The organism is Burkholderia lata (genome assembly GCF_902499025.1).
GTDB lineage: Bacteria > Pseudomonadota > Gammaproteobacteria > Burkholderiales > Burkholderiaceae > Burkholderia > Burkholderia lata_C.
This window is the reverse complement of sequence record NZ_CABVPW010000002.1, coordinates 201,651-221,404: the sequence shown is the minus strand read 5'-3', so window position 1 is coordinate 221,404 and position 19,754 is coordinate 201,651. Positions and strand designations below refer to the sequence as shown.

The following is a 19,754-nucleotide window of genomic DNA, read 5'->3' as shown; positions in this document are numbered from 1 at the left end:
GCACGGGCGGGCACGAGTTCGTCGGCGGCACGCTGGTGCGCCGCGCTCAGCCGCGCGCGACGTTCGCTGGCCGCGCAGGTTGCCGGCTGCGCCACTGCTGCGGCGATTCGCCGGTCCAGCGCCGAAAGGCGCGCGTAAAGGCGCTGTGTTCCGAATAGCCGAGCAGCCACGCGACTTCCGCGAGCGTCAGCCGCGGATCGTTCAGGTGGTCGATCGCGAGCCGCCGCCGCGTGTCCTCGCGCAGTATCCGGAAGTTGAGCCCGAGTTCGGCAAGGCGCCGATGCAGCGTGCGTGACGACACGTGCAGGTCCGCGGCGATCTGCTCGATGCTCGCTTCGCCTTGCGTCAGCAGGCGCGCGACGGCTTCGCGTACCGACTGTTCGAGATCGTCCGTCTGCCGCAGTTCGGCAAGCAGCGCGCTCGCCTGGCGTTCCATCATCTGCAGCAGTGCGTCGTCCGGTTGGCGCAGCGGCTGCATGAGCAGGTGCAACGGGAAGGCGAGCCGGTTCACCGGCTGGCCGAACCGCACCGGGCAGCCGAAATAATCGATGTACGGTTGCGCGTCGCCGGGTGACGGGTGCACGAAGCAGACCTCGTCGGGCCCGTGATGCGTGCCGGTGATGTTGCGCGCGAACTGGACGATGGCCGTCAGCGCCACTTCGTCGACGAGCGGGCCGAGCGGCTCCGGCGCGTCGTGCCATTCGATCGCAACCGACGTCGCCTCGACCCGCACTTCCATGCGCGCGACGTTCGCGATCAGGTGTTCGTATTGCTGCCAGCGCGCGAGTGCGGCGCCGGCATCGCGGCACGCATGCAGCGCGTAGCCGAGTGCGCCGAGGTGGGCGGGCGTGATCCGCTGGCCGACATGCAGGCCGAGCAGCGGATCGTCGAGCGCGCTGACTGCGCATTCGAGCAGGCGCCGCCAGTGCGCGCTCGCGTACAGCGTGAGCCCGCGATCGTCCTCGGGCGGCCGCGCCTCGCCGAGCACGCGCGGGGCATCCTTGCCCTGTTCTGACAGATAGTCGAACAGCAGCCGCACGTAGGTGCTCGAGTAGTAGACGCGCTGCGTCGATAGCGGGGAGGCGGCGGGCATGGCGGAAAGTGTCAAGTAATCGTCGGCAAGTGTCAACGCGGGGCGACCCGGGCGCGACCATACTGCCGGTCAGTTCTTGATCGAGGCCGTGAACATGCCGACCGAGTTGATGACGTGGCTCCATGCGTTCCTGGGTAACGACGTGGACTGGAAGCAGGTGCTGCTGATCGGCATGACGCCGGTGTTCCTGATCGCGTTCGCGATCGAGTACGCGGTGATGACCGGGCGTGGCCGCCGTGAGCCGTTTCGCTGGAAGGAGATCGTCGCGAACCTGTCGCTCGGCGCCGGCTATCAGGTGGCGGAGACCGTGATGGGGCTCCTGTTCACGGGCGCGATCTTCGCGTGGGTCTATCGGCACCGCTTGTTCGATGTGCCGGTGAACGGCTTCACGATCGTGCCGATCTTCGTCGTCGTGGAGTTCTGCTACTACTGGTTTCATCGCACGTCGCACCGCGTGCGCTGGTTCTGGGCCGCGCACGTGCCGCATCACAGCGGTGAAGTGATGAACTTCACGACGGCGATGCGGCAGTCGCTGCTGAATGCGTTCGTCGGCGTGTTCGTGTTCTACCTGCCGCCGGTGTGGCTCGGCGTCCCGCCCGCCGTCGTGCTGTTCCTGCTCGCGGTCGATCTCGCGTACCAGTACTTCGTGCATACCGAAGCGATCGGGCGGCTGCCGCGCTGGTTCGAGTACGTGTTCGATACGCCGTCGAACCATCGCGCCCATCACGGCCGCAATCCGCGTTACATCGACAAGAACTACGGCGGCGTGCTGATCGTCTTCGATCGCCTGTTCGGCACGTATGTCGAGGAGACGGAGCCGGTCGACTACGGGATCACGCAGCAGATTCGTTCGTACAACTTCCTGGTACTGAACCTGCACGAATTCGTCGACATGTGGCGCGACGTGTTCGCGTCCGGGCCCGTCCTGCAGCGGCTCAAACACCTGTGGATGCCGCCCGAATGGGAGCGGCCGGGGCATCGGCCGATCCATACGTGGAGTGTCGAGCGCAAGGGCGAGGATGAAGCAGGCCGGGTCGAAAGGGCCGAGCGCGGGACATCACCGCGCATGCCCCATTTTTAGTTGATCCGTGGCGAGCGATTGCGGAAGTAAAGATAGGCGAGGCCAAGCGGCGCAATAAAAATGGCGAGGTACCAGCACAGGAACATGGTCATGAACTTGACGATGAGCATCAGTACTGCGTTCACGAAGAACATATTGCGTCCGACGATGTAGTTCACGACGCTTTCGTAGACAAATCGGGCGTACGGGTAGAGGAGGCAACTGACTGCCATGAAACTCAAGATGAGCGCGAGCAGCCCGCCCGGCACGCTTTCTTTCCCGAAGTTGGAGATGAAGATGAATAGCGCGGGAAAGATCAAGCTGAAAAGAAAGTTGCGGATATAGTAGGCGCGCGTGAGTCCACCAAACGAGCGTGCAATGATTGAATGCATGTCATTCCCGATCAAAATTCAGAGTAACGACCACGCGCGCTAAAACTTTATAGATCACGAACACCTATTTTTATTGATTGCGGTGTTCGCGATTAGCGGTTATCGGTATTGATGTATTCGGCGCATTGTTCGGCAATCAGGCGTCACTGATACCCGTAACACTGCTTCAACCCCGCGTAGTCGTAGAAGTGACTGCCCGGCGCGATTTTCGCGCCGTCGCACGCGGCCTGGAAATCCGTTTCGCGCTCGTTGTACAGCATCTTCACGATGAGCCGCGACCCATTGCGATAGACATCCCATTGCATGTTCGCGGCCATCGGCGACACTTGATCGCCGCGCCACGGATTGTTCGCATACGTGTAGGTCTGCGCCTGCGGCGTCGGCACGAACACGTTCTTCAGGTTCATGATCGACGCGAACGGAATCACGATCTCCGCATGCGTGAAGCGCAGCTTCGCGGCGCGGGTCAGGTCGCCGCGCGCGATTGCATCGACTTCACCGAAGAAATCGTCCTGCAGCACCTTCGCCATCCGGTACGTGACGGGGTTCGCTTCCTGGAGGCCGGGGCCCTTCTGGTAGTAATCCTCGGCGTCCTGCAGATACGCGAGATACTGCGCCTGCTCCGCGCCGATGTACTTCTCCATCGTGACGCTGCCGGTTTCCGCCGTCATCGCGGGCGCGACCTGCAGCAGGTTGTACAGCACGTTCACCGCATCGACGGCCGTCGCGATCTTCGTCTTGCCGTCGCCCTTCAGCGTGTTGGTGAACTTGCCGTCCGCCGACGTGAACGCATAGGTGCCCGTGTTCGCGAACGTGTAGCCGTCGGTGCCGAGCTTCGCGATGAAGGCCTGCGACACCAGCGCGGACAGCACCGTTTGCGCGACGTCGGCCGCCTTCGGCGCGGCCTTGATCGCGTTGAGCTTCGCGGCCACCGCCGAGTCGTTCGAATAGGCCTGGTACGCCTGGCTCGCCTGGTAGGTCGCGTAGTACGGATTGCCGGTATCGGTCACGAGATCGGTGGCCGGCTTCAGCGAGTGGAAATACAGCAGGAAGCGGTTGGTGCCGGCCGGCTGCGCGACCGGCGCGTTCGCCGGATAGCCGGACGGCGCGGCGGGCAGCGTGATCGCCGGGGCCAGCGCGGGCTGCGCGGCCACGAGCGACGCGGAGAAATACGTCGAGCTGTCGACCGCGCGATCCTGGCCCGAGTTGACGACGACGACCTGCCGGTTGCCAGCCGAGAACAGTGCGGGCAGCCGCTGCGCGAGACGTGCGGCGAGCTGCTGGTGTTCGCGGATGCCGGTTTGCGTGAGGTTGCCGTATCCGGGCGTCGAGATGCCTGACACGCCATACCCGAGCAGCGCATTGGCCTTCATCATCGCGTACGTGTCGGCCTTGAGCTGTGCGCCGAGCGCGGTCAGCGCGCCGTCGGCGTCGGCCTTGACCAGCATCGCGTAGATCGCGCCGTCGTACTTGAAGCCGGACAGCCCGCGCGAGCCGTGGCGCGCGACGAGTTCGGTATAGACGGGCGCGTAGCCGGCGGGCGGCGCTTCGTACGTCGCGGCGTCCTGCTGCGGACGGTACGGCGTCTTCGTCTGGTAGTAAGTCGCGGGTGTCGGCGTGGGCTGGGGCTGCGGCTGCGGCTGCGGCTGCGGTGCGGGCGTCGAGCCGCTGTTGTCGGCGGAGGCCGCGGGCGGTGTCGAGTCGTCGCCACCGCAAGCGGCGAGCAGCAGGCAGGTAATCGCGAGGGCGGTGGCGGTGCGGGTCGGGCGTGTCATCGTGGCGTGCAACGGGCGGGACGAGGCGGGTTCGCGTCGTCCCGTCTCCGGGAGTGATCGATCAAGCCCGGAAGTGTTGCAAGCGACTTTGACAGCAGAATGTCAGGATTTGGTCGGGCAATCGTCGGATTGCCGCCGGATTGCGGAGGGCCGGCCACCGCCGGCCCGTGTGCCGGCGTTCAGTGCAGGCCGGCCGATGCGATCGAGCGCACGGTATCGGTGATGTTCACGCAGCGCGACAGGCCGAAATGCTCGGCTTCGCGGCGCTCCGGTTCGCTGCTCGCAATCGCCACCGCGCGTTCGGGCGGCACGCCGAGTGCCTGCAGCGCAACGTCGAAAGGATGCTGATTTGATCCGGAGTCCTGCTGATTGGCGTCCGTGACGACGACCGAGAAGCGGTCGAGGTTCGCGCGGCCGAACTGGCCTTCGAACATGTCGCTGAGCCGTGCGGCCGGCAGCGTCGTGACGAGACCGAGTCGATATCCTTCTTCCGATGCTCGGTCGAGCCACTGGATGATCGCGTCGCGTTGATGGCGCGATTCGTGCGAATCCGGTGTTGCTTCGATTTGCGCGAATGCTGCGTCGAGACGGGTGACGATGGCTTCGATAACCACGGTGATTCCTCTTCAGAGACGTGATGATCCGTTCGCCGACGGGAATGCCACACACCTTAGCGTCGATCCCGAAATCGCGACCAATTAATATTTATATCCGACCCATACGATTCGACTAATGAATGGGGTGGCGAGCCAATGTGGGCGCGGGATGCGTGTCGCACCGCATATTCCGCGCGAATCGCATCGCATCGACGGCCTTCGATGTGATGCACCAGATTCGCGCACGCAGTGAATGCACCGCGCAAGTGCATATGAAAAAACGGCACATCGAGCGATGCACGCCCGATATGCCGTCTTGCGATGCCGCGTGTGAATCGACGTGATCAGTGCAGCTTGATCGACGGCTGGTTGCGGCTTTGCAGCCAGTGGCTCAGCGACTGGAACAGCGCGCGCTTCACGCCGACCACGCTGAACAGGTGCTTGCGATACAGGAACTTGTACAGGCCGATCGCGGCGAGTCCGTCGACGATCAGCGAACGCGAACGCACGCTGATGTCGGCCTGGTACACGGCGCCAGCATGCCCGAGCGACACGACGGTGCCCGCATCGCGGAACGTGAAGCCGGCCACCGGCTTGCCGGCGACGCGGCGCGCGAACGCGTTGACCAGATACACGGCCTGCTGGTACGCGACCTGTGCGCGCGGCGGCAGGAAGCCGCTCGCGCCGGCCGTCGGGCAGGCGGCGCAGTCGCCGAACGCATACACGTGCGGGTCGTCCGGCGTCTGCAACGTGTCGGTCACGATCACCTGGTTCGAACGATTGAGCGCGATGTCGCCGATCTGCCGCAGGAACGCGGGGCCTGCCACGCCGGCCGCCCAGATCGTGATGTCGCTTGCGAGCCGTTCACCGGTCGAGGTCGTCACGGCGTCCGCACCGACTTCCGCCACGCGGGTATCGGTCAGCACGTCGACGTTCAGCGCGCGAAGCTGCGCGTGCATCTTGCCGGACAGCCGCTCGTCGAGCGCCGGCAGGATGCGCGGGCCGCCTTCGATCAGCCGGATGTGCACGTCGCGTGCGGACACCAGCGCCTTGAAGCGGTACGTCGTCAGTTGCTGGATCGCGTCCCGCAATGCCGCTGCCAGCTCGACACCCGTCGCGCCCGCACCGATCACGTTGATGCAGATCGGCGCCGCACGCCGCGCGGGCTGCTGTTCGGCCTGGTGATTCGCCTTCGTGCACGCTGCGAGGAACTTCCGGCGGAAATCCTCGGCCTGGTCGAGGTTTTCGAGCGGCAGCGCGTGGCGTGCCGCACCCGGCACATTGAAGAAGTTCGTCACGCTGCCGACGGCGAGCACGAGGTCGTCATAGCCGAGTTCGCGCTGCGGCAGGATTTCCGTGCCGTCCGTGTCCTGCACGGCCGCGATCGTCGCCGTGCGTGCCGCGCGGTCGACCTGCTGCAGCGCGCCCTGCACGAAGCGGAAGCCGTGGCGCTTCGCCTGCGCCGCGTATTCGATCGTGTGCGAGGCCGGGTCGCGATGGCCCGATGCGGCTTCGTGCAGCAGCGGCTTCCAGAAGTGCGTGGGGTAGCGGTCGACGAGCACGACTTCGGCTTGCCCGCGGCGTCCGACCGTATCGCCGAGACGCGTGGCGAGGTGCAGGCCGCCGGCGCCGCCGCCGACGATCACGATGCGCGGCAGGCGCGGTGCGCGGTCCGTTGCAAGGTTGGGCGTGGTGTTGTCCATGGTGGGCTCCCGCTTTAATGACGATTCGGATGACATTGCTCAAGAACCGACGATATAGTTTCGAACCCACTCGAACAATTTAATGTTTATAAGCGACTCATATGTATTCACTTATAGGAAAGACCGCGACGTTCCGGCAGCTGAAGGCGCTGGACATGATTGCGCGGCTCGGCAGCGTGTCGCGAGCGGCCGAGGAACTGAACCTGACGCAGCCGGCTGTTTCGCTGCAGGTTCGCCTGCTCGAGGAGGCGGTCGGCGCCGCGTTGCTGCAGCGGGTGGGGCGCGGCGTGCAGCTCACTGCGGCCGGCGAGATCGTGTCGCGCTATGCGCGCGAGATCCTGCATCTGTGGAGCGAGGCCGGCGACGAAGTGGCCGCGCTGACGGGCGATCTCGGCGGCACGCTGCGGATCGGCGCGATCACGACGGCCGAGTACCTGATTCCGCCGTTGCTCGTGAAATTCACCGCGACGCGTCCGCATGTGAAGACTTATTTCAAGGTTGGAAATCGCGACGACATCATCCGCATGCTCGCAACGCATGAAATCGATCTCGCGGTGATGGGCAGCGCGCCGAAGGAGCTGCGCACGCATGCGGTCGAGTTCGCGAAGCATCCGATGGTGTTCGTCGCGGCGCCCGGCCATCCGCTGATGCAGCGCAAGCGCGTCGCGCTGAAGGATCTCGAATCCGCGCACCTGCTCGTGCGCGAACGCGGCGCGGGCACGCGCTCGACCGTCGAGAGCCTGTTCAAGAACGCGGGCTACCGCTTCCATGTGGGCTCCGAACTGTCGAGCAACGAGGCCATCAAGCAGATGGCCGAAGCGGGGCTCGGCGTGGCGTTCCTGTCGTTGCACGCGTGTGCACTCGAACTGCGTACCGGGCTGCTCGGGCAACTGCCGTTTCCCGGCAACCCGATCGAGCGCGAATGGTATGTGGTCACGCTCGCCGACCGGCGCATTTCACAGGTCACGGGGCTGTTCCGCGATTTCCTGATCAAGCAGGGCGCACCGGTGATCGACGGCGCGACGGTGGCGCCGCACGAGCGGCGGCGCAAGTAGGCGGCGCAAGCAGGTGGACAATGTCGGCCGCCCGGCCGGTCAGACGAGCCCGAAGTCGTCGTTGCTGTCGGGGATCGACGCGAGCAGCCGTTCGAGCCGGTACCAGCCGACGATGCGCAGGCACCATGCGGCGATCGGGGTGCGGGCGTTGCGGGCGCTGGGGCCGGATGACGAGTGGGTGGGGGTGGCGGGCGACGGCGCGGTGAGCGCGGTGCGCTGCGCAAGGCAATGGGGCATGACGGTCTCCGTAGGTGTCGGATGGGGCCATCGTAAGCGGCGCGACGCCCGCCGGCGCACACGCAAGGATGGCCTAGAGCAGGAACGGATGATCTTTTTCTGCTCGGCCCGGGCGCGTACCGGGCAGGCCGGCAGGCGGCCCGAAAACGCGTCACAATGCGCGTTCGACATCCCGATCCACTGGAGGAAGGCCATGAGCGATGCGATTCTCGCGGCGCCGACGGACAACGGCGTCCCGGTCAGCCTGCGCTCCAGCCGCGGGCTCGGCTGGCAGGGCTTCGGCGCGTCGCTGCTGGAGATTCGCGCGGGTACCTACCGGATTCCGGCGGCCGAGCATCACCGGATCGGCGTGCATATCGGGCCGCCCGTTCGCGCCGATTGCGTGTGCGACGGCGAGCGCGTGTCGCGCATCCAGGCGCACGGCGATGTCGACGTGATTCCGGCCGGCCTGCCCGGCCAGTGGACCGACAGCGCCGACTGCCGGATCCTGCATATCGCACTCAGCGACACCTTCGTGCGGCGGACCGTCGAACAGCTCGAGCTGAAGCCGTCGCAGGGGCAGATCCGCCGCCGGCTGCAGGTGCGCGATCCGCGCCTGCAGCACATCGCGTGGGCGATGGCCGCCGAACTCGAAGCGGAAGACGCGTCGGATCCGCTCTATGCGGAAAGCCTGTGCACGGCGCTCGTCGCGCGGCTGGTCGACGGCCAGCCGGCGTTTCGCGAGCGCCGCCGCACGCTTGCGCCGAAGGCGGCCGCGCGCGTGATCGACTACGTCGAAGCGAACCTCGACCGGCGCATGACGCTGGCCGAACTCGCGGCGCTCGTGTCGATCAGCGTGCCGCATTTCAAGGTGCTGTTCCGCGAAACGCTCGGGATGCCCGTGCATCAGTACGTCGTGCGGCGCCGGGTCGAGCGCGCGAAGGCGTTGCTGCTCGAGGGCCGGCTCAGCATCAGCCAGATCGCGCTCGAAGCCGGGTTTGCCCACCAGAGCCACATGGCGAACTGGATGAATCGCGTACTGGGCGCGACGCCGACCGAGATTGCACGGTCGGGGGCGCGGGGCGGGCTGCGGCTCGCTTATGACGGCGATGAGGACGCGAAGCCTTCGCGTCGCTAGCCTCGGCATCGTGACGGGTGGGCGGGCCACTGCGCGATCCGTGCGCGGTCCCGCATCCCGTCATCCTTTCCTGCTGTATTCATCTCTCCCTGCGCGCCGTTCCCTCCGCCCAACCCGACAATCACCTCACTTTCATCCCCCCAGGAGCGAATCGTGTTCGTGATCTTCGGTGCATCCGGCAACGTCGGCCAGTCGACCGTGACGGCCCTACGCAACGCCGGCCATCCCGTGCGCGCGGTGTTGCGCGACGCACGCCATCGTGAGCGTTTCGCGCAGCTCGGCTGCGACGTCGTGATCGCCGAGCTGACGGACGCGAACGCGGTCGCATCGGCAATCGACGGCGCGCGGGCCGTGCAGATCCTGTGCCCGGTGCCCGTCGCCGATCCCGATCCGGCCGCGACAATGACGCGGACGATCGACGTGGCGACCGCCGCGCTCGCCGCCAACCCGCCGCCGGTGCTGCTCGCGCTGTCGGACTACGGTGCGGAGCGCGACGGCAATACGGGCATCACCCGGCTGTTTCATCACTTCGAGGAGCGGCTGAAGGCGATCCCGACGCACCTGACGCTGCTGCGTTCGGCCGAGCATCTGCAGAACTGGACGCGGATCCTGCCGGTCGCGCTCGGCACCGGCGTGCTGCCGAGCTTTCACCATCCGGTCGGCAAGGTGTTCCCGACGGTCTGGGCGCCCGATGTGGGCGTCGTCGCGGCGCGGCTCTTGCTCGATGCGCCCGAAGGCGGCAACGGGCCGCGCATCGTCAGTGTCGAAGGGCCGCGGCGGGTGAGCGTGACGGCGATCGCCGATACGCTCGCCTCGGCGGCCGGCCGGGCAATCGTCGCGCATGAGCTGCCGCGCGACACCTGGACTGCGACGCTGCTGCGCGCGGGCCTCAGCGAACGCCATGCGCAGTTGATCGTCGATCTCTACGACGTGCATAACGCCGGGCAGATCGACGTCGAGGAGGGCGTGTCGGAGCGGCTTTACGGCACGACGACGCTGACCGATGCGCTCGCGCAACTGGTGCGTCAGCACGCGCGATGACAGTGGCGGCGACGCGCGTGGCGCATCACGCCAGTCGCCGCACCTTGTTCAGTACCGCATACGAAAGCGACCCGATCACGATCCCCCAGAACGCGGAGCCGAGCCCGAGCCACGTCATGCCCGACGCGGTCGCGAGGAACGTGATCAGCGACGCCTCGCGGTGGTTCTCGTCATCGAAGATCCCGTGCACGTTCGCGCCGATCGCACCGATCAGCGCGAGCCCCGCGAGGATCGCGACGAATGCCTTCGGCAGCGCGAAGAACACCGTGACGATCGTGCCCGCGAACAGCCCGCCGATCAGGTAGATCGCCCCGTTCGCGAGCCCGGCGACGTAGCGCCGGTCCGGGTCCTCGTGCGCGTCCTTGCCGGTGCAGAGCGCGGCCGTGATCGCCGCGACGACGATCGTGATCCCGCCGAAGCACGCGACTACGAGCGACATCACGCTGGTCGCCGTGATGATCGGCCGTGCGGGCGTGTGATAGCCGGACACGCGCAGGATCGTCATGCCCGGCAGGAACTGGCCGGTGAGGCTGACGACGACGAGCGGCAGCGCGAGGCTGAGCGTCGTGCCGAGCGTCCATTCGGGCGCGATGAAGATCGGGTGCGCGATGCTCGCCGACACGTTGCCGAGGTGCGTCATCCCGAGCAGCGTTGCGAGCGCGGCGCCCGTCAGCAGCACGAGCACGATGCTGTAGCGCGGCAGCAGGCGCTTGAAGATCACGTAGGCCGCGATCATCCCGAACGCGAGCGCAGGCTGCTCCGACGCGGCGGCGAACGCATGCGTGCCGAACGGCAGCAGGATGCCGGCCATCATCCCGCACGCGATGCCGCGCGGAATGTGGCGGACGAGCCGGTCGAAATAGCCGGTCACGCCGATCACCAGGATGATCAGCGCGGCCGTGAGGTACGCGCCGACCGCCTGGTTCAGCGTCAGTTGCGGAAACAGGCCGACGAGCAGCGCGGTGCCGGGCGCCGACCATGCGGTGATGACCGGCACCTTCAGCTTCCAGCTCGCGAACAGGCCCGATACACCCGCGCCGATCGAGATCGCCCAGACCCACGACGACACCATCGCATTGGACGCATGCGCCGCCTGCGCGGCCTGGAAGAAGATCGCGAGCGGGCCCGCGTAGGAAATCAGTACCGCGAGAAAGCCCGCGGTAATCGCGGAAACGGACCAGTCGTTGCCGATCGCGCGGATTGCGCCGGGCGGGGTATTCGGTTGCATCGTCGTGGGGGAGTGCGGCGCGCGGCCGGGGGCAGAGCCGGGGCGAATGATTGTTGGAAGCCCCGGACGAGCCGTCATTCTGGGCATTGCCGGCGCAATTGGCAATGCGCGGGTACGAGCAGGAGTGTCGGCGTTTCGTAAGGAATGCGCAGCGGGACGGACGAATCGTCGGCTTCGCCGAACGTCACGTACTGATCTGCAACACCTTGTCGACCACCACCACCTTCACGCCACTCCCCGTCGACAACGACGCCGTGCCCTGCTCGAACGGATGCACGGGTGCATCGGTCGGCGTCCACGCATGGCGCGCCAGCAGTTCGCGATACCCGCCGCGAATCACGAAGCCGCCGCACTTCTGCGCATACGCGTCGCGACGCATCCGGTACGCGCGCGGCAGGTCGTACCACGGCAGCTTCGGCAGGTCGTGATGGACGAGGTGATAGTTGTTGTTCAGGTACAGCAGTCGCATCGCGAAGCCGGCTTCATTGATCGCGATGCGCGCCTTCGGATGTGGCGCAGCGCGGTGCTCGTACAGCGAGCGGATCATCGCGATCGACAACGCGGGCCACGTGATTGCGAGCAGGTAATACCACCACGGCACGCCGATGGCCCATTGCAGCCACGCGAGCAGCGCCACCACGCAGGCGACGTGCGTCGCCCACATCGGCAGATAGCGGAAGTCGCCACGCCGGAATGCGGTGAATGCGTCGACGCCCATCGCGGCGATGCTCAGCGGCGGCCCGGCGATGAAGCGCCCGACGAAGGTCTTGCGTGCGAGCGTCAGCACGCGGCGCCAGCGCGGCAGCCGCGCCCAGTGTTCGCGCGTGACGTAGTTCGTTTCGGGATCGACGCCCGGCACGGTCAGGTCTTCGTCGCGGTGATGGTCGAGATGCGTGTCGCGATACAGCGTGTACGGATACCAGACCGTCAGCGGCGGATAGCCGAGCAGCTGGTTCACGCGCGCGGAGCGCGTCGGGTGGCCGTGCAGCAGCTCGTGCTGCAGCGACAGGTGCCACGCGCCCAGCAGGATCAGCGGCGGCGTCGCGGCCGCGAGCGACAGGGTGCCGTCGCGCACGAGCAGCAGCACGGCGAGCCAGCCGCCGTAGATCGCGACGACCAGCAGCCAGGTCGGCCACTCGGTGCGGGCGGTGAAGCGGGTGTCGAGCGCGGCGATCGCACGCGCGTGGTCGACGTCGAAGTATTCGGCCATGGCGTTGAGGCGGGATTGAAAACGGGCAGTGCGGGGAACAAGCGGTAGAACCGGTGCGCTCGGCCCAGGTGCGCAGGTGTCTCGCGGATCACGGTCGGCCTGTCCGTTATCACGTGCGAAGGCGATGCTCGGGCAGGCATCAGGACGGTACCGGGATCACGCCGCGCGGCCAACCAATCGATTCGGATTTGCTTATCGTCGCTTGGCCGATAAGCTTCAGGCGCACCGCGCCACGTTCGGCCCCCGTTTTGCCGGGATCGAACGGGGTTCCGCTGGGCGAGCGTCGATGCGTAGAATGCCCGCATGAGCCCCTGGATCGCCGCCCTGCCGATGTACAACGTGACGCCGCGCCACGACGCGCTGTGGCGCGCGCTGCTGAGCGATGCGCTCGATGCGTTCGCGAACGCGGGCGGGCCCGCCGATGTCGCGCTTCCCGACGCACCGTTCGACGACCTGCATGCGCTGTGGCGGCGCGACGATCTGCTGCTGTCGCAGACCTGCGGCTACCCGTACCGGATGCTGGGCTTGCGCGATGAAGTGCGATTGATCGCGACCCCCGTGTTCGATGCGGACGGCTGCCACGGCGCGCACTACCGCAGCGTGCTGGCCGTGTCGGCACGCGCGCATGCGGGCGGCGCGACGACGCTTGCCGCATGTCGGGGGCTGCGGGCCGCATTCAACAGCGGCGATTCGCACAGCGGGATGAACGCGCTCCGGCATGCGGTTGCGCCGCATGCGCGCGACGGACGATTCTTCGGTTCGGTTGCGGCGCTCGGCTCGCACCTGAATGTGCTGCGTGCGCTCGCTTCGAGGGAAGCCGATTGCGCGGCGATCGACTGCGTGACGTTCGCATACGTGCGCGACGCGCTGCCCGAATTGCTGAAGGACATCCGGATCGTCGGGATGACGGCGCTCGCGCCGGGGTTGCCGTTCATCGCATCGCGAGCGCTCGAAGCCACACAGGTCGCTGCGTTGCAGGATGCGCTCGACCGCGCGGTCGCGGCCGATGCGGAACGGGCACGCGTGTTGCGGCTGAAGGGATTCGAACGGTTGTCGCCAGCCGACTACGACGCGATTGCGCGGTTCGCGGAGGACGCGGCCGCGCACGGATATCCGGAACTGGCGTGATGCGGGGGTAATGTGAGGGAATGCAGGGCGGCGCGGAACGGTGCGACCGTCCGCGCCGCGTTCCATCACTCTTCGTCCATCAACCGGACCTTGACCCGCTTGCCCTTGATCTTGCCCGCATTGAGCTTGCGCAGCGCGTCGCGCGCCACGCCGCGCTCAAGCGCGACATAGGTCGAGAACTCGGTCACGTTGATCTTGCCGATCTGCTTGCCGTCGAACCCGGCGTCGCCGGTCAGCGCGCCGAGCACGTCGCCCGGGCGGATCTTGTCCTTGCGCCCGCCGAGGATCTGCAGCGTTTCCATCGGCGGCGTCAGCACGCCGTCGTCGGCCGGCGTCAGTTCCGCGAGCGGATGCCATTCGACGTCGCGCTTCTGCGCCTGCTCGATCCCGCCGACGCGGCCCATCTCGTCCATGCTCGCGAGGCTCAGCGCCCAGCCGTCCTGATCCGCGCGGCCGGTGCGGCCGATGCGGTGCACGTGCACTTCGGGGTCGGGCGTCACGTCGACGTTGATCACCGCCTCGAGCTGCGCGATGTCGAGCCCGCGCGCGGCGACGTCGGTTGCCACCAGCACCGAGCAGCTGCGGTTCGCGAACTGGATCAGCACCTGGTCGCGCTCGCGCTGGTCGAGCTCGCCGTGCAGCGCGAGCGCGTGGAAGCCCTGCGCGTGCAGCACGTCGAGCAGGTCGCGGCACTGCTGCTTCGTGTTGCAGAACGCGATCGTGCTCACCGGCCGGTAGTGGTTCAGCAACTGGCCTACCGCATGCAGCCGCTCGTCTTCCGTCACTTCATAGAAGCGCTGGCGGATCTTGCTGTTGTCGTGACGCTCTTCGAGCTTGATTTCCTTCGGGTTGCGCAGGAACTGCTGGCTCAGCTTCGCGATGCCGTCCGGATAGGTCGCGGAGAACAGCAGCGTCTGGCGCGTGGTCGGGCACATCCGCGCGACCTTCGCGATGTCGTCGAAGAAGCCCATGTCGAGCATCCGGTCGGCTTCGTCGAGCACCAGCGTATTCAGCGCGTCGAGCTTCAGGTTGCCGCGATCGAGGTGATCCATGATGCGGCCCGGCGTGCCGACGACGATATGCGCGCCGTGCTCGAGGCTCTGCGCCTGCGGGCGCATCGGCGTGCCGCCGCACAGCGTCAGCACCTTCACGTTTTCTTCGGCGCGCGCGAGGCGGCGCACTTCCTGCGCGACCTGGTCCGCGAGTTCGCGGGTCGGGCACAGGATCATCGCCTGTACGTCGAAGCGGCGCGCGTCGAGGCGCGCCAGCAGCGCGAGCGAGAACGCGGCGGTCTTGCCGCTGCCCGTCTTCGCCTGCGCGATCAGGTCCTGGCCGGCCAGCGCGACCGGCAGGCTCGCGGCCTGGATCGGCGTCATGTCGACATAGCCGAGCTGCGCGAGGTTGGCGAGCGTGGCAGGCGTCAACGACAGCGCGCTGAACGGCGTGGCGGTCGGCTGGGTCATTCCAGGTCTCCGAGGTAGGGGCGGCCTTCCATCTGCTCGTAGACGACCTTGCCTTCGTCGTCTTCGAAGCGTTCGAGGTAGTTGCGCGCGCCGCACAGCGGGCAGCGGAACAGCAGCCCCTGGCCTTCGTCCTTGATGACGACGTCGGACTGTTCCCACTGCGTGCCGCAGCTCTGGTTTCGGCAGGTAAACACGGTCTTTCTCCAGCTGAATTCGGTTGATGGCGCGCCCGGGCGGGCGCGGCAACGGCGGGCGGCGCTCGCGCGGCTCGGGCGCGGGCCGCACCGGGCGTCGCTTGTATGCGTCGATGCGGATGATGGATCGGGCGGCGACTGGGTCGCGCGTGCCGCAATTCTAGCGGAAGCGGGCGACCGGCCGGGCGGTTTCGCCCGCTACCCGCCAAGAAAAACGGCCGCCCCGGAGGGCGGCCGTGTCAGGCGGCGCGACGGTGTCGCGCGGCGCTCGGCGCGTTACAGCGCCATGTCGGCCGAGGCCTTCGCCGGGCGGGCCGGCGCGGTGCCGGTGGCCTGCGACGGCGTGCTGACGTCGATCTTCGGCGGCGGCGACAGCTGCAGCACGTCGCTGGTGTACGTCCATTCCTCGACGACCTTCGCCGGGCTGTCGTTCAGCTTCGTGCCGTAGCTGGGCACGATCTGGCGGATCTTCTGCTGCCACTCGGGCGTCGCGACCTTGTCCTTGAACACCTTCTTCATCAGGTTCAGCATGATCGGCGCGGCCGTCGACGCGCCCGGCGATGCGCCGAGCAGGCCCGCGATGCTGCCGTCCTGCGACGCGACGATCTCGGTGCCGAGCTTCAGCACGCCACCCTTCACCGGGTCGCGCTTGATGATCTGCACGCGCTGGCCGGCCTGCCACAGGCGCCAGTCTTCCTTCTTCGCGTTCGGGAAGTATTCCTTCAGCGCGTTGAAGCGGTCGTCGTCGGACAGCATCAGCTGGCCGGCGAGGTACTGGACCAGCGGGAATTCGTCCACACCCACGCGCATCATCGGTGCGACGTTGTGCGTGTTGGTGCTCTTGAGCAGGTCGAAGTACGAACCGTTCTTCAGGAACTTGGTCGAGAACGTCGCGAACGGCCCGAACAGGATGATCTTCTTGCCGTCGATGATCCGCGTGTCGAGGTGCGGCACCGACATCGGCGGCGAGCCGACCGACGCCTTGCCGTATGCCTTCGCCAGATGCTGCTTCACGACTTCCGGGTTTTCCGTCACGAGGAACGAGCCGCCGACCGGGAACGCGCCGTAGTCCTTCGCCTCGGGGATGCCCGATGCCTGCAGCAGGTGCAGCGCACCGCCGCCCGCGCCGATGAACACGAACTTCGCGTCGACCGACTGCGCCGGTTCATCCGAGTGCAGCTTGACCCACGTCACGTGCCACGTGCCGTCGGCATTGCGCGAGATCTCGCGCACTTCGCTCGACAGCGACAGCGTGAAGTTCGGTTGCGTCTTCAGGTAGCCGACGAACTGGCGCGTGATCTCGCCGAAGTTCACATCGGTGCCGATCGGCGTCCACGTTGCCGCGACCTTCTGGTTGCGGTCGCGGCCTTCCATCATCAGCGGCACCCACTGCTTGATCTGGTCGTAGTCTTCCGAATACTGCATCCCGCGGAACAGCGGGCTCGCCTGCAGCGCTTCGTAGCGCTTCTTCAGGAAGCGGACATTGTCGTCGCCCCACACGAAGCTCATGTGCGGCGTCGAGTTGATGAACGAGTGCGGGTTCTTCAGCACGCCCTGCTTGACCTGCCACGCCCAGAACTGGCGCGAGATCTGGAACGACTCGTTGATCTCGATCGCCTTCGAGATGTCGATCTTGCCGTCTGCCTTCTCCGGCGTGTAGTTCAGCTCGGCAAGCGCCGAGTGGCCGGTGCCGGCATTGTTCCAGCCGTTCGAGCTTTCCAGCGCGACGCCGTCGAGGCGCTCGACCATCGTCATCGACCAGTCAGGTTGAAGCTCGTGCAGCCAGACGCCGAGCGTCGAGCTCATGATGCCGCCGCCCACCAGCAGGACGTCGACCTTCTTCGTATCGGCGGCATGCGCGGACGACGCGGCGACGCACAGCGCGAGCGCCGACAGTATTACCCGTAACGTTTTGATCACAGCAGATCCCTTTTTCAACTTGGATGCATCGGTTTGCCAGGCCGCCCGGCACGGGTGTCGATCGCGGAGAAACGCGGATCCGGAGATCCGGATCGCGAATCCGGAATTCCGGATCGACGCCGCGCGCCGTTGCATTTGCGCACGCGAAACCGTCGGGAAGGACACCTTCGGATCGGCTTCCTGCGGGCAGGCAAGCGCCTGCGTCACAGTGGCGCACAACGCGCCCGGGCCCTTGCGGCAAGCCTGAGCGGAACGCGCTTCAGGCTGCGTGGAAAGAGGCCGCGCGCGACGCGTTTTGCGGGGGCGGGATGGCAAGGGGCGCGTAATGTAACCGAACTCGTTTGCTGTGTCACAAACGAAAAATACCGTTGTTTTCGTGGGGTTTTTTGTGTGTCCGGGTTTCCGGAATGACGGTCGCGGGAACCGGGAAAGCTGGGGATAACTGCGCGGGATCGGGAGGGTATTTCGAGGGGTGCTGCGTCGTGTCGCGGCAGCGCGCCGCGACACGAACGCGTGACGTCAGGTCACTTTACTTCGCGGCGGCGTTCCGGCAGAACTGGTCGTACGCTTGCGCCGAATTCGCGAAGCCCTTCTGTTTCGCGAGTTCCCACGGGCGCTCGCATTGTTGCGTTGCTTCGCACCACGAATAGCCGGCCGACGGGATGCAGCCGTGCGCATCGCGATCGCTGCCGGGCATCGGCGGTACGGCCGGCGCCGACGATTGAGCGGGCGACTGAGCCGGCGGCGTGGATGGCGCGGCACAGGCGCTCAGTACAAACGCGCAGGCCAGCGTGGCGGCCAGCGAAGCGGAAGGGATGAAACGCTTCATAGGGTAGTGCTCCATGGGATGAGTTTCGGAGAATCAGAGGACGGCCTGTACGTTCGCCGCATCGTTCAGTCGCCCGGCACCGGCACGCGCGACGAGAACTTCACTTCGCGCAACGCGAGGCTCGACTGGATCGACGACACCCCGGCCTGCTTGCGCAGCACACGCTCGACGAATTCCGCATACGCGTCGAGATCGGCCGCGACGACCTGCAGGATGTAGTCGGCCGCGCCGGTGATCTTGTGGCAGGACGTCACTTCGTCGTGACGCCGCATCACGTCCTCGAAGTGATCCGAATCCTGGTCGGAATGCATGTTGAACGTCACCTGCACGAACGCGAACACGTTCATGCCGAGCGCGCGCCGGTCGAGATTCGCCTGGTAGCCGGTGATCACGCCCTCGTCCTCGAGCCGCTTGCGGCGGCGCCAGCACGGCGTGACGCTCAGCGACAGCTTCTCGCCGAGCGTCGCGTTCGACAGCGCGCCGTCGTCCTGCAGCAGGCGCAGCATGGCGCGGTCGACGCCATCCAGTTCGGCCGAAGCGCGATTTTTGCTCATTTCAGGAATTCCGTAGGCGGTTTTCTCAAAATTGTATAAAAGCCGCGCGTCGAAAGCAAAGCTATTGCCGGTTGCCGTCAATAAACTGTTGCCACCCTCACTGCAACGGTCAACCATGCTCACGGTCTACAGCAGCGATCACCAACTGCATCGCGGCGTCGAACTGAAGGACGGCGCGATCACCGATTCGTTCGAAAACCCCCTTCGCGCCGAAACGGTGCTTGCGCAGGTGCGTGCCGCCGGCCTCGGCGACGTGATCGCGCCGAAGCCGTTCGACCGTGCCCACTACGCGGCCGCGCACAGTGCGCGCTACGTCGATTTCCTCGCCGGCGCGTGGGACGAGTGGACCGCGACGGGCCGCACCTGCCAGGCGCTGCCGCTCGTGTGGCCGGTGCGCGCGATGCCGGCTGCCGCGACGCCGCCCGCGTTCATCGACGGCAAGCTCGGCTTCTACGCGATGGACGCCGGCGCGCCGATCAACGCCGGCACGTGGGATGCCGTGAGCGCGAGCGCGAACTCGGCACTCACCGGCGCCGACCTGCTGTCGAGCGGCGCGGCGCGCGCGGCGTTCGCACTGTGCCGCCCGCCCGGCCATCACGCGGGCCGCGAGTACATGGGCGGCTATTGCTACCTGAACAACGCGGCGATCGCCGCGCAGCACTGCGTCGCGCAGGGCGCCGCGCGCGTCGCGGTGCTCGACGTCGATTTCCACCACGGCAACGGCACGCAGGACATCTTCTACGACCGCGCGGACGTGCTGTTCGCGTCGCTCCACGGCGAGCCGCCGGTGTCGTACCCGTACTTCTCCGGCTATGCGGACGAGCGCGGCATCGGCGCGGGTGAAGGGTTCAACCTGAACCTGCCGCTGCCGAAGGGCACGCTGTGGGACACCTACTCGGCCGCGCTCGACCACGCGGCCGCCGCGATCGCCGCGCATGCGCCCGACGCGCTCGTCGTGTCGCTCGGCGTCGATACCTTCGAGCACGACCCGATCAGCCATTTCCGACTGCGTTCGCCCGACTACCTGCGCATCGGCGCGGCGCTCGCGCGCCTGAACGTGCCGACGCTGTTCGTGATGGAAGGCGGCTACATGGTCGACGAGATCGGCATCAACGCGGTCAACGTGCTGCTGGGATTCGAAGGGCGCGCGTAACGCGCG

General features: G+C 66.7%; 19 protein-coding genes. 6 read left to right on the top strand and 13 right to left on the bottom strand.

All coding sequences use genetic code 11. The features are described from left to right. Nucleotides 1-46 precede the first annotated feature (46 nt). Nucleotides 47-1,093: an AraC family transcriptional regulator gene (locus BDI24065_RS02580; protein WP_175029881.1), complete on the bottom strand. Its 1,047-nt coding sequence runs from the start codon at nt 1,091-1,093 to the stop codon at nt 47-49. Nucleotides 1,094-1,187: 94 nt separating this feature from the next. On the opposite strand from BDI24065_RS02580, the gene BDI24065_RS02575 reads away from it, so the two are divergent. After that, complete coding sequence (locus BDI24065_RS02575) at nt 1,188-2,174, top strand: sterol desaturase family protein (protein ID WP_175029880.1); 987 nt, start codon at nt 1,188-1,190, stop codon at nt 2,172-2,174. Here the strand turns inward: BDI24065_RS02575 and BDI24065_RS02570 are convergent. The 4 genes from BDI24065_RS02570 to BDI24065_RS02555 all read right to left on the bottom strand — a co-directional run bounded on the left by BDI24065_RS02570 (nt 2,171) and on the right by BDI24065_RS02555 (nt 6,619). Next, nucleotides 2,171-2,545 (bottom strand): hypothetical protein, encoded by a 375-nt coding sequence (locus BDI24065_RS02570; RefSeq protein ID WP_175029879.1) that lies wholly within the window; start codon nt 2,543-2,545, stop codon nt 2,171-2,173. The two genes, BDI24065_RS02575 and BDI24065_RS02570, sit on opposite strands and share 4 nt — an antisense overlap. A gap of 143 nt (nt 2,546-2,688) precedes the next feature. Continuing rightward, on the bottom strand, nt 2,689-4,320 hold the full coding sequence (locus BDI24065_RS02565) for a histidine-type phosphatase (RefSeq protein ID WP_175029878.1): 1,632 nt from the start codon (nt 4,318-4,320) through the stop codon (nt 2,689-2,691). Between the two features lie 179 nt (nt 4,321-4,499). Beyond that, nucleotides 4,500-4,934 carry a phosphatase gene (locus tag BDI24065_RS02560; protein ID WP_043178987.1) on the bottom strand — a complete coding sequence of 145 codons (435 nt, stop codon included), beginning with the start codon at nt 4,932-4,934 and terminating at the stop codon, nt 4,500-4,502. Nucleotides 4,935-5,260: 326 nt separating this feature from the next. Then, complete coding sequence (locus tag BDI24065_RS02555) at nt 5,261-6,619, bottom strand: NAD(P)/FAD-dependent oxidoreductase (protein ID WP_175029877.1); 1,359 nt, start codon at nt 6,617-6,619, stop codon at nt 5,261-5,263. Nucleotides 6,620-6,720: 101 nt separating this feature from the next. Here BDI24065_RS02555 and BDI24065_RS02550 point away from each other — a divergent pair, with 101 nt between their 5' ends. After that, nucleotides 6,721-7,674 carry a LysR family transcriptional regulator gene (locus tag BDI24065_RS02550; RefSeq protein ID WP_046548935.1) on the top strand — a complete coding sequence of 318 codons (954 nt, stop codon included), beginning with the start codon at nt 6,721-6,723 and terminating at the stop codon, nt 7,672-7,674. A gap of 39 nt (nt 7,675-7,713) precedes the next feature. On the opposite strand, the gene BDI24065_RS02545 is transcribed toward BDI24065_RS02550, so the two are convergent. Then, nucleotides 7,714-7,911: a hypothetical protein gene (locus BDI24065_RS02545; RefSeq protein ID WP_175029876.1), complete on the bottom strand. Its 198-nt coding sequence runs from the start codon at nt 7,909-7,911 to the stop codon at nt 7,714-7,716. A 193-nt stretch (nt 7,912-8,104) separates the two neighbouring features. Here BDI24065_RS02545 and BDI24065_RS02540 point away from each other — a divergent pair, with 193 nt between their 5' ends. Both BDI24065_RS02540 and BDI24065_RS02535 read left to right on the top strand, forming a co-directional pair. Beyond that, a complete protein-coding gene (locus BDI24065_RS02540; protein WP_175029875.1) occupies nt 8,105-9,028 on the top strand; it encodes an AraC family transcriptional regulator in 924 nt (307 codons plus the stop codon). 153 nt (nt 9,029-9,181) lie between these two features. Next, nucleotides 9,182-10,069: an NAD(P)H-binding protein gene (locus tag BDI24065_RS02535; protein ID WP_175029874.1), complete on the top strand. Its 888-nt coding sequence runs from the start codon at nt 9,182-9,184 to the stop codon at nt 10,067-10,069. A 25-nt stretch (nt 10,070-10,094) separates the two neighbouring features. On the opposite strand, the gene BDI24065_RS02530 is transcribed toward BDI24065_RS02535, so the two are convergent. Continuing rightward, nucleotides 10,095-11,297: a benzoate/H(+) symporter BenE family transporter gene (locus tag BDI24065_RS02530; RefSeq protein ID WP_175029873.1), complete on the bottom strand. Its 1,203-nt coding sequence runs from the start codon at nt 11,295-11,297 to the stop codon at nt 10,095-10,097. Nucleotides 11,298-11,481: 184 nt separating this feature from the next. Then, a complete protein-coding gene (locus BDI24065_RS02525) occupies nt 11,482-12,507 on the bottom strand; it encodes a fatty acid desaturase (protein ID WP_175029872.1) in 1,026 nt (341 codons plus the stop codon). Nucleotides 12,508-12,810: 303 nt separating this feature from the next. Between BDI24065_RS02525 and BDI24065_RS02520 the strand changes: the two genes are divergently transcribed. Beyond that, nucleotides 12,811-13,635, top strand: a complete 825-nt coding sequence (locus BDI24065_RS02520; protein ID WP_175029871.1) for a phosphate/phosphite/phosphonate ABC transporter substrate-binding protein — start codon at nt 12,811-12,813, stop codon at nt 13,633-13,635. A 65-nt stretch (nt 13,636-13,700) separates the two neighbouring features. On the opposite strand, the gene dbpA is transcribed toward BDI24065_RS02520, so the two are convergent. The 5 genes from dbpA to BDI24065_RS02495 form a co-directional block, all read right to left on the bottom strand. Further along, nucleotides 13,701-15,098, bottom strand: a complete 1,398-nt coding sequence (gene dbpA, locus BDI24065_RS02515; protein WP_175029870.1) for an ATP-dependent RNA helicase DbpA — start codon at nt 15,096-15,098, stop codon at nt 13,701-13,703. After that, nucleotides 15,095-15,292, bottom strand: coding sequence for a hypothetical protein (locus BDI24065_RS02510; RefSeq protein ID WP_039344264.1), 198 nt, complete (start codon nt 15,290-15,292; stop codon nt 15,095-15,097). The genes dbpA and BDI24065_RS02510 overlap by 4 nt, the downstream gene beginning before the upstream one ends. A gap of 276 nt (nt 15,293-15,568) precedes the next feature. Then, entirely contained in the window at nt 15,569-17,230 is a 1,662-nt protein-coding gene (gene mqo / locus BDI24065_RS02505; RefSeq protein ID WP_175029869.1) for a malate dehydrogenase (quinone), read from the bottom strand. 511 nt (nt 17,231-17,741) lie between these two features. Continuing rightward, nucleotides 17,742-18,041: a hypothetical protein gene (locus BDI24065_RS02500; protein ID WP_175029868.1), complete on the bottom strand. Its 300-nt coding sequence runs from the start codon at nt 18,039-18,041 to the stop codon at nt 17,742-17,744. 65 nt (nt 18,042-18,106) lie between these two features. After that, nucleotides 18,107-18,595, bottom strand: coding sequence for an Lrp/AsnC family transcriptional regulator (locus tag BDI24065_RS02495; RefSeq protein ID WP_175010758.1), 489 nt, complete (start codon nt 18,593-18,595; stop codon nt 18,107-18,109). 115 nt (nt 18,596-18,710) lie between these two features. Between BDI24065_RS02495 and BDI24065_RS02490 the strand changes: the two genes are divergently transcribed. Then, the gene (locus BDI24065_RS02490; RefSeq protein WP_175029867.1) at nt 18,711-19,748 is read left to right on the top strand and encodes a histone deacetylase family protein; all 1,038 of its coding nucleotides are present in this window, start codon (nt 18,711-18,713) and stop codon (nt 19,746-19,748) included. Nucleotides 19,749-19,754: the final 6 nt, after the last annotated feature.